The 9070-nt window shown below is 73.3% G+C and carries 9 protein-coding genes and 1 pseudogene; 2 read left to right on the top strand and 8 right to left on the bottom strand.

The annotated features are described in order from the left end of the window. From ACWCSD_RS40345 to ACWCSD_RS40365, 5 genes are all read right to left on the bottom strand, one after another. The coding region (locus tag ACWCSD_RS40345) for an aldo/keto reductase (RefSeq protein WP_449922773.1) at positions 1–470 on the bottom strand (470 nt) is incomplete at its 3' end. Beyond that, the gene (locus ACWCSD_RS40350; RefSeq protein ID WP_397156254.1) at positions 467–1339 is read right to left on the bottom strand and encodes a branched-chain amino acid ABC transporter permease; all 873 of its coding nucleotides are present in this window, start codon (positions 1337–1339) and stop codon (positions 467–469) included. The genes ACWCSD_RS40350 and ACWCSD_RS40345, both read right to left, overlap by 4 nt. Further along, a complete protein-coding gene (locus tag ACWCSD_RS40355; RefSeq protein ID WP_449922775.1) occupies positions 1339–2490 on the bottom strand; it encodes an ABC transporter substrate-binding protein in 1152 nt (383 codons plus the stop codon). Before ACWCSD_RS40355 ends, ACWCSD_RS40350 begins: the two co-directional genes overlap by 1 nt. Continuing rightward, the gene (locus ACWCSD_RS40360) at positions 2487–4205 is read right to left on the bottom strand and encodes a branched-chain amino acid ABC transporter ATP-binding protein/permease (protein ID WP_449922777.1); all 1719 of its coding nucleotides are present in this window, start codon (positions 4203–4205) and stop codon (positions 2487–2489) included. The genes ACWCSD_RS40355 and ACWCSD_RS40360 overlap by 4 nt, the downstream gene beginning before the upstream one ends. Beyond that, the gene (locus ACWCSD_RS40365; protein WP_449922779.1) at positions 4205–4954 is read right to left on the bottom strand and encodes an ABC transporter ATP-binding protein; all 750 of its coding nucleotides are present in this window, start codon (positions 4952–4954) and stop codon (positions 4205–4207) included. Before ACWCSD_RS40365 ends, ACWCSD_RS40360 begins: the two co-directional genes overlap by 1 nt. 185 nt (positions 4955–5139) lie before the next feature. Here ACWCSD_RS40365 and ACWCSD_RS40370 point away from each other — a divergent pair, with 185 nt between their 5' ends. Further along, a complete protein-coding gene (locus ACWCSD_RS40370; RefSeq protein WP_397156248.1) occupies positions 5140–6489 on the top strand; it encodes an amidohydrolase in 1350 nt (449 codons plus the stop codon). An 18-nt stretch (positions 6490–6507) separates the two neighbouring features. Here ACWCSD_RS40370 and ACWCSD_RS40375 read toward each other — a convergent pair whose 3' ends face one another. Continuing rightward, positions 6508–7344, bottom strand: a complete 837-nt coding sequence (locus ACWCSD_RS40375) for an aldo/keto reductase (protein WP_449922782.1) — start codon at positions 7342–7344, stop codon at positions 6508–6510. A gap of 115 nt (positions 7345–7459) precedes the next feature. On the opposite strand from ACWCSD_RS40375, the gene ACWCSD_RS40380 reads away from it, so the two are divergent. Further along, complete coding sequence (locus tag ACWCSD_RS40380) at positions 7460–8287, top strand: metallophosphoesterase family protein (RefSeq protein WP_397157555.1); 828 nt, start codon at positions 7460–7462, stop codon at positions 8285–8287. Between the two features lie 13 nt (positions 8288–8300). Here the strand turns inward: ACWCSD_RS40380 and ACWCSD_RS40385 are convergent, their stop codons facing one another. Both ACWCSD_RS40385 and ACWCSD_RS40390 read right to left on the bottom strand, forming a co-directional pair. Beyond that, positions 8301–8945 carry a response regulator transcription factor gene (locus ACWCSD_RS40385; RefSeq protein WP_358286154.1) on the bottom strand — a complete coding sequence of 215 codons (645 nt, stop codon included), beginning with the start codon at positions 8943–8945 and terminating at the stop codon, positions 8301–8303. Next, a pseudogene (locus tag ACWCSD_RS40390) lies at positions 8936–9070 on the bottom strand (sensor histidine kinase); the annotation flags it as partial. The gene ACWCSD_RS40385 and the pseudogene ACWCSD_RS40390, both read right to left, overlap by 10 nt.

A 9070-nucleotide genomic window follows, 5' to 3' on the forward strand; every position in this document is an offset into this window, starting at 1 on the left:
GCCGACCAGTTGTTGACGCCCCAGCAGCCCAGCAGCCCCTCGGCCTCCAGCGCGGCCAGCTCGCGGGCCAGGCGGCGCAGGTCGAGGTCGTCCCGGTGGACGTCGCCGACCACGGCCAGGTCGGCGTGGTCGGTGCCGGCCCGCAGCAGCGCGCGTTCGAGCTGGTCGCGCAGCGGACGCCCGGGGTGGTCGTCGAGCCAGAGCTTGACCGAGAGCAGGTAGTCCTCGCGGGCCAGGCCGGCGGCCCTGACCATGGCCGAGAAGAGCACGTCGGTGAAGACCGGCCGCTGCCCGGGCAGGCCGTAGACGCCCACGTCGAACAGGTTGACGCCGATCTCCACGGCGTGCCGCAGCAGCTCGACGGCCGCGCCGAAGTCCATCCGGTCGTAGGTGTGCCAGGACCCCAGCGACAGCACCGACGCCTCGGGGCCGTGCGCGCCGATCTGACGCTGGGGGACCTTGACCGTCATACGTTCGCCTCCGAGTCCCAGACCTGGTGGCGGCTGCGCCACCACAACAACGCCACCATCACCAGGAACGGCAGCACCCCGCGGTACTGCTGGACCGCCTCCAGCGACGCCGTCACCCCTTCCAGGCAGCCCAGCAGCAGCCCGCCGGCCAGCGTCAGCCACAGGCTGCTGAACGCCCCCACCATGGCCACCGCCAGCGCGGTCGTGACCAGGTTGCCCAGCGTGGAGAAGTCGCCGCCGAGCCGCGGCGCGACCAGGACGATGACCAGCGTGCTGACCGCGCCGATCGCCACCCAGACGACCAGCGCGAGCCGGGGCGCGGGGATGCCGACGACCTGCGCGGTGGCCGGTCGTTCCGACAGCGCCTGGAGCCGCAGCCCCACCCGGGTGCGCCCGAGCAGCAGCCCCACGCCGACCGTGATGAGCACCGCGAACGACAGCGACACCAGCACCGCCTGCGGCACGACCACCTCGCCCACGGTGAAGGCGGGCGCGTCGAAAGGCTGCGGGAAGCGCCGCGCGCCGCTGGTGTTGTTGCCGAACAGGCGCAGCCCGACCGACATCAGCGCGACGAACACCGCCACGGTGACGGCCGCCTTGGTGCGCAGGTCGTGCTCGCCGAACCAGCGCACCAGGCCGAGGCCGAGCAGCGCCGAGACCAGCCCGCCGGCCAGCGCCCCGAGCGGGAGCGCGAGCCAGACGTTCAGGCCGGCGTCGGTGAGGGTGACCATGACGAAGGCGCCCATCGCGCCCACGGCCGCCATCGCGAAGTTCACCACCGCGACGAGCCGGTAGGTCAGGACCACGCAGAGCCCGAGCAGCGCGTACACGCCGCCGCTGGTCAGGCCCGCGACCACGGAGTCGAGCATCAGCCGTTCCGCTTCGGGACGATGAAGCCCTCGGGCAGCACCGTCCACTTGCCGTTCTCGGCCTTGACGAAGCGGCTGCCCTCGATGGGGTTGTGCGTCTGGCCGGGGCCGAACACCCAGGGCGTGCCCACCATGGGGTAGGTGATGGGCTGCATCGACTTGAACGCCTTGGTCACCGACTCCCGGGTGACGTCCCCCTTGATCGTCTTGAGGACCTGGACGAACACGTCGGCCGCCATCACCCCGCCCTGGCTGAACGCGGTCTTCTGGATCTTGTTGTCGTTGACGATCTTCGCCCACCGCTCGTTGCCCGGCAGCGTCTCGTCGGTGTACGGCTGCCACTCGGTGCCCGCCTGGGCCTTCATGCCGGCCGGGATGAGGGCGGCGTTGGCGTCGGTGTAGGCGTTGGCCATGAGGATGAAGTCGACGTCCTGCATGCCCTGGGTCTTGGCCTGGGCGAACCAGGGCCCGACCTGGGCGTTGTAGACGACCGCCTGGCAGCCGCCGCTCTTGAGCTTGACCAGGTACGGCGTCGGGTCGCCCTGCCCGACCGAGGTGTCCTTGACCGCCAGCGTCTTGCCGGTGATGTCGCTCCACTCCTTGATGGCCGCGTCGATGCCGCCGCCGCTGCCCGGCAGCACGGTGAAGGCCAGGCACACCTTGTCGTGCTTGAGCGTCTCGGAGGCGTAGTAGAGCATCGCGGTCAGCAGCTTGAACGGGCCGGGATTGACCGGGGCGATGTTCGGGCTGGTGAAGCAGGCCGGGTCCACGCCCACCGCCGGGATCGAGACGATCTGCGCCTTGCTGTAGGTGGCCCGGTTGAGCCCGCAGTCCACGGCGCTGGAGGAGCCGACGAACGCGACGACCTCCTCGGAGTCGATCAGCTCGCGCGCCGCCTCCGTGGAGCGCTGCGGGTTCATCGCGTCGTCCTTGCTGATCAGCTCGATCTTGCGGCCGTTGATCCCGCCGGCCTTGTTGACCTCCTCGAAGACGGCCTTGACCGCCTGCGGCACCTCGGGGGTCTGGAACAGGCCGGTGACGCCGTTGACGGCGCCGACCTTGATGGGCCCGTCGGTGCCCGAGCCGCCGGAGCAGGCCGTCAGAGCGGTCAGCAGGCCGAGGACGGGCAGGGCCACGAGTACGCGTTTCACGATGTCTCCTCCAAGACGGTGCCGAGGTAGGCGGCCCTGACGGCCGGTGCGTCCAAGACGTCGAGCGTCGGCCCCGAGGCGATCACGTGCCCGAAGTCCAGCACCGTGACCTGGCCGCAGGCGGCTCGTACGAGATCCATGTCGTGCTCCACCAGCAGGATCGACACGCCGAAGCGGGCCGGGACCTGGGCCAGGCGGTGGCCGAGCCGCAGCGACTCGGCGGCGGACTGGCCGGCGGCCGGCTCGTCGAGCAGCGCGACCTTCGGCCTGGCGGCGATCGCGGCGGCGACGTCGAGCAGCCTTCTGGTGCCCGCGTCGAGGATCGAGACGGGCACCTCGCCGGGCGGGCAGCCGAAGAAGCGCAGCACCTCCGCCGCCTCCTGCCTGGGCAGGCGCCGCCCGGCGACGATCGCCAGGTACTCCTCCTGCGTCAGCTCCGGAGCGATGGCGGTGGTCTGGAACGTGCGGCGCAGCCCGCGCCGGGCCCTCACGCTCGGGCTGAGCCGGTCGAGTGGCTCCCCTGCGAGCACGACCGAGCCCTCGTAGCGGGCGGCGAACCCGGTGACCGCGGAGATCAGCGTGGACTTGCCGGCGCCGTTCGGGCCGATCAGGCCGGAGACGCCGAGGGCGGGCACGGTCAGGTCCACGCCGTCCAGGGCGACGACCTGGCCGAACCGCACGCTCAGCCCGCGGATCTCCAGCACGTTCCCCTCGCCCGCCGCCGGCGGAACCGGGGCGGGCTCCTCGGCGGGCGCGCCGGACGCGGCCTCCAGCAGTGGGCGGGCGGCCCGCTCGCGCCTGCGGGCGCGGGTGAAGTCGGTCTGGCTGACCCCGCTGCGCAGGGCGAAGATCGCCATGACGCCGAACAGGATGCCGCCGAGGTCCTGCGGCAGGCGCAGCTTCTCCAGGACCGTGGCCATGACCGCGCCGAAGATGCCGCCCAGGACGGCGCCCTCGGTGTTGTGCGGCCCGATGAGCACGGCGACCGCGAACAGCGCCAGCGACTGCATCATCGCGAAATTTCCGGATACGACGAGGCCGAGCTGCCCCGCCATCAGCCCGCCCCCGATGCCGGCGATGAACGCGCTGATGGCGAAGGCCGTGAGCTTGCTGCGGGCCACGGAGATGCCGTGCGCCGCCGCCGCCCGCTCGGAGTGCCGCAGCTCCAGCCACGACCGCCCGATCCTGGTCCGGTTGACCAGCGCCAGGCCGATCGCGATCAGCACGAACACGGCCATGGCCAGCACGAAGTACGCCGCGTCGGAGGAGAACGGCTCCGGCCGGACGAGCGTCTTCAGCTCGGTCGTGCCCGGGAACTGGTTGGCGTTCAGCACGATGTCGGTGGAGACGGCGAAGCCGAGCGTGACGACGGCGAGGTTGACGCCCCGGATGCGCAGCGCGGGCAGCCCGATCGCGACGCCCACCGGCACGGCCGCCAGGCCGCCGAGCACCAGCCACAGCAGGAAGCCGCCGGGCGCGTCGGCCAGGTTCAGCCGCAGCACCACCCAGGCCCCGATCGCCGCGAACGACATCTGGCACAGCGACATGACCCCGGCCCGCCCGACGATCACGCCGTAGCTCTGCATGAGCACGCCGCTGACCACGGCCGCGACCGCGAGGTAGATCCAGTACGGCGGCAGCGCCCAGGGCAGCACCGCGCACGCCGCGACGGCCAGCCCCAGGCCGGGACCCCAGGTTCTCAGCAGCGCGTTCATCAGCTCCCGCCTTCCGTGCCGGCCGCCCGGGCGAGGCCGTCGTCGGTGACCGCGCCGAAGTAGAACTCGTGCAGCCGGTCCTGCGCCCCGCGCAGCTCCTCGCACGGGCCCTCGAAGACCACCCGGCCCTTGCGCAGCACGTACGCGCGGGCGCCGATCTCCAGCGCCAGGTTGGCGAACTGCTCGACGAGCAGCACCCCGATGCCCCGCTCGGCCAGCTCCCGCACCGAGCCCATCAGGCGGCGGACCACGACCGGCGCGAGCCCGAGCGACATCTCGTCGATGAGGACGACCTTGGGCCCGGCGATCAGCGCCCGGCCGATGACGAGCATCTGCTGCTCGCCGCCGGACAGGTTGGCGGCCGGCAGGGAGCGCCTGCGGTCCAGCTCGGGGAAGAGGTCGTAGACCATGGCCGGGTCGCCGTCGCCGGAGACCAGCAGGTTCTGCTCCAGCGTGAGCGTGCGGAACACGGTGCGGGCCTGCTCGGCGTACCCGAGTCCGGCCTGGGCGCGGCGGTAGGTGGGCAGGCCGGTCAGCGGCGTGCCGGCGAGGGTGACCGTGCCGGCGGCGGCGGGGGCCAGGCCCGCGATGCCGTCGAGCAGGGTGGTCTTGCCCGCGCCGTTCGCGCCGAGCAGCACGGTGACCGTGCCGGGCGCGACGCCGAGGCTGACCTCATGGACGACGGGCACCTCTCCCCTGGAGACGCTGAGGCCCCGTACGTCGAGGACGTCGTCCGCGGGAGCGCCCATCAGCGGCTCCGGCAGCGGTCGTCGGCCGCGGCGGCCGGCGGCGCGTGCGCCGGTCCGCGAGGGGCCCGATCGATGATGCGCCGTGCCTCGAAAGGTAGAGGCATCGTCACCTCCCGGCACGAAATCGTATCTGATTCCATGTACGTTATGCGGATGGAAATGAGAGTGTCCAGAGCGGAGCGGATATGAAATCTGCGGCTGACAACAGGTCGGCGGATCTGGTCATGACCGGCGGCGTCGTCCACACGATGAACGCGGCCGGCCATCTCGCGTCCGGCATCGCGATCAAGGACGGACGCATCGTCAGGGTCGGCACTCCCCTGCAGGTCCAGGCCATGGTGGGCCCGGGGACGCGGGTCGTGCGCCTGCGCGGCAGATCGGTGCTGCCTGGCATCAACGACAGCCACCTGCACGGCGCGTGGCTCGGCCTGCGCTGGCCCGACCTCCTGCTGGACCGCCTGACCGGCGCCGCCGATCTCGTCCCCGACTCCCGGCTGGGCAAGCAGGAGGAGCGGCGGGCGGCGATCCTGCGCGCCGGCGACCTGCTGGCCTCCCTGGGCATCACCAGCTACACCGAACCCGGCCTCGGCCCCTGCGAGCACGACGGCGGCGGGCGCTTCGGCGTCGAGGTCCTGCGCGAGTACGCCGGGATGGCCGCGCGGGGCGAGCTGAAGGCGCGGGTGAGCGCGTTGCTGCTGTTCGCCGAGGTGGACGGGCGCAGCTCACTGCCCGACCTGGTCGCCGGGCTGCGCGACCTGACGCCGCCCGCCGAGGTGCCGGGCTGGTTCAGGGTGGCCGGGGTGAAGATCTTCGCCGACGGCATCCCGCCGATGCGCACGGCCTGGAGCGACGAGCCGTACGAGGACGGCACGCACGGCGCCCCGCTGGTCGAGGGCGGCTCGGAGGACGAGCGCGAGACCGCCCTGACGACCATGATCGAGACCGCCGCCGCGGCCGGGCACCAGGTCGCGGTGCACGCCACCGGCAGCCGCGCGACCCGGACGGTCACCCGCGCCCTGGCCGGAGCCCCCGGGCGGCGCCACTACCTCGTCCACGGCGACGTCCTGCATCCGGACACCCTCAAGACGATGGCCGCGGCCGGCATCGGCCTGACCACCCAGCCGGGCATCGCCGCCGCCGCCTCCCCCATGCTGCGCGACGCCCTGGGCCAGGCCGCGCTCGGGCACGCCTGGCCGGTGCGGGACGCGCTGGCCGCCGGCGTACGGCTCAGCCTCAGCTCCGACGCCCCCATGCTCACCCCCGACTGGCGGCACGGCGTGGCCGCGGCCGCCACCCGGTGGGCCGTCGAGGGCGCGCGCGACCAGCGGCTCGCCCTGGACCAGGCGCTGCGCGCCTACACCAGCACCCCGGCCTGGCAGGAGGGCGCGGAGTCGTGGAAGGGCTCGCTGGAGCCGGGCAAGGTCGCCGACCTGTGCGTGCTCGACGACAGCCTGCTGGACGCGCACCCGGCCGACCTGCCCGAGGTGCCGGTCGCGATGACGATGGTGGACGGCAGGATCGTCTACGAACGCTGACGGGGCTGCTCTCGGGGGTTACAGCTCCACGTGGTGGTCGGGGTCGCCGCCGAGGCGGCTGCCGCCGCCGCCCAGGGCCGAGATGCGCGCCATCTCCTCGGCCGACAGCTCGAAGTCGAAGACCTCCAGGTTGTGGCGCATCCGCCCGGGGTCGGCCGACTTGGGGATCGGCACGGCGCCGAGCTGCACGTGCCAGCGGAGCACGACCTGGGCGGGGGTGCGGTCGTGCGCGGCGGCGACCTCGGTGACGGCCGGGTCGTCGAGCAGCTTGCCGCCGGCGCCGAGCGGGCTCCACGATTCGGTCGCCACGCCGTGCCCGGTGAGCCAGGCGAGCAGGCCGGGCTGCGGGAAGCCGGGGTGCAGCTCGACCTGGTTGACCGCGGGCCACACGCCGGTGGCGTCGACCACCCGCTCGATCTGCTCCGGGGTGAAGTTGGAGACGCCGATCGAGCGGGCCAGCCCCTCCTCGCGCAGCCGGACGAACGCCTTCCAGGTGTCGACGAACAGGCCGTGGCCGGGCAGCGGCCAGTGGATGAGGTAGAGATCGACGTGGTCGAGGCCGAGTCGGGACCGGCTCTCCTCGAACCCGCGCAGCGCCAGGTCGTAGCCGTGCTGGGCGCCGCGCAGCTTCGTGGTGACGAACAGCTCCTCGCGCGGCACGCCCGACTCGGCGACCGCCGCGCCCACGCCGCGCTCGTTGCCGTAACTGGCGGCGGTGTCGATCAGCCGGTAGCCGAGCGAGAGGGCGTGGCCGACGGCCTGATGGGCCTGGCGGTCGTCCATCGGCCAGGTGCCGAGGCCCAGGCGCGGCATGGCGCGGCCGTCGGAGAGCACGAGGGTCGGCGCGGTCGTCATGGCGGTCCTCTTCCGGGTGCGGGCAGGTGACGTACCTACCCGCCGCCGGGATGATCAACCTGCCGGTGGACCCCGCGCCACGTCGCGGCGCGGGCGGCGTACGATCCGAGACGTGATCACCGCTCCCCGCCTGCTCGCCGTCAGCGACCTGCACGTGCACCATCCCGACAACCGCGCGTTCGTCGAGGAGCTGCGCCCCGGGTCGGACGGCGACTGGCTGCTCGTCGCGGGCGACGTCGGCGAGCTGACGACGGACATCGCCTGGGCGTTGCGGCTGCTGGCCGACCGGTTCGCGCGGGTGGTGTGGGCGCCCGGCAACCACGAGCTGTGGACGCCGGCCCGCGACCCGGTGCGGCTGCGCGGCGAGGAGCGCTACCGGTACCTGGTGGAGCTCTGCCGCGATCTCGGCGTGCTCACGCCGGAGGACCCGTACGCGGTGTGGGAGGGGGCGCGCGGCCCGGTCACGGTGGCGCCGCTGTTCGTCCTGTACGACTACACCTGGCGTCCGGAGGGCGCGACGACCAAGGAGGAGGCCCTGCGCACGGCCTACGACGCGGGGATCGTCTGCACCGACGAGGTCATGCTCCACCCCGACCCCCACCCCGGCAGGGACGCCTGGTGCGCGGCCAGGGTCGAGTACACCGAGGCGCGGCTGGCCGCCCGGCCGCCGGGGCTGCCGACCGTGCTGGTCAACCACTATCCGCTGGTCCGCGAGCCGACGCGGGTGCTCACCCATCCGGAGTTCGCGCAGTGGTGCGGCACCGAGCGCACCGCCCGCTGGCACCTCGAATACGACGCCGCCGCCGTCGTGTACGGCCACCTGCACATCCCGCGCCTGACCCACCACGACGGCGTGCCGTTCATGGAGGTCTCGCTCGGCTATCCGCGCGAGTGGCGGCCGCGGCCGAACCCGCCGGCGCTGCCGCGCGTGGTCGACGTGTGAACGCCGGCCCGGGTCAGCCCTCCAGGTAGCGCAGGATCGCCAGCACCCGCCTGCTGTAGCCGGTGTCGCGCGGCAGGTCGAGCTTCTCCATGATGGCGTTGACGTGCTTCTCCACGGTGGACGCCGAGACGTGCAGGCGCTCGGCGATGGCCGCGTTGACCAGCCCCTGGGCCAGGTGCGCCAGCACCTCGGACTCGCGCGGGCTGAGCCGGCTCAGCGGGTCGGCGTGGCTGGTGCGGGCCAGCAGCCGCCGCACCACCTCGGGGTCGAAGGCCGTGCCGCCGGCGCGTACGCGGTCGAGCGAGTCGAGGAAGTCGGCCACCTCCGAGACCCGGTCCTTCAGCAGGTAGCCGAGCCCCTCGGCGGGCCCGGCCAGCAGGGTGGCGGCGTAGTGGGGCTCGACGTACTGGGACAGGACGAGCACGCCCACCTCGGGCCACCGCGCGCGGATCTCCAGGGCCGCCCGCAGCCCCTCGTCCTTGTGGCCGGGCGGCATGCGCACGTCGATCACCGCCACGTCGGGCCGGTCATCGGCGACGGCGGCCAGCAGCGCGGGCGCGTCGCCCACGGCCGCGACGACCTCGTGCCCGGCCTCGGCGAGCAACCGGGTCAGGCCCTCGCGCAGCAGCACGGAGTCGTCGGCCAGGATCAGCCGCACGGCGGCTCCTTGGGCAGCGTGGCGACGATCTTCGTGGGGCCGCCGGGCGGGCTGTCCACGGTGAACGCGCCGTCGAGCGCCAGGACCCGGCGGGCCAGCCCGGACAGGCCGCCGCCCGCGGGGTC

The sequence above is a fragment of the Nonomuraea sp. NPDC001684 genome (genome assembly GCF_053596515.1).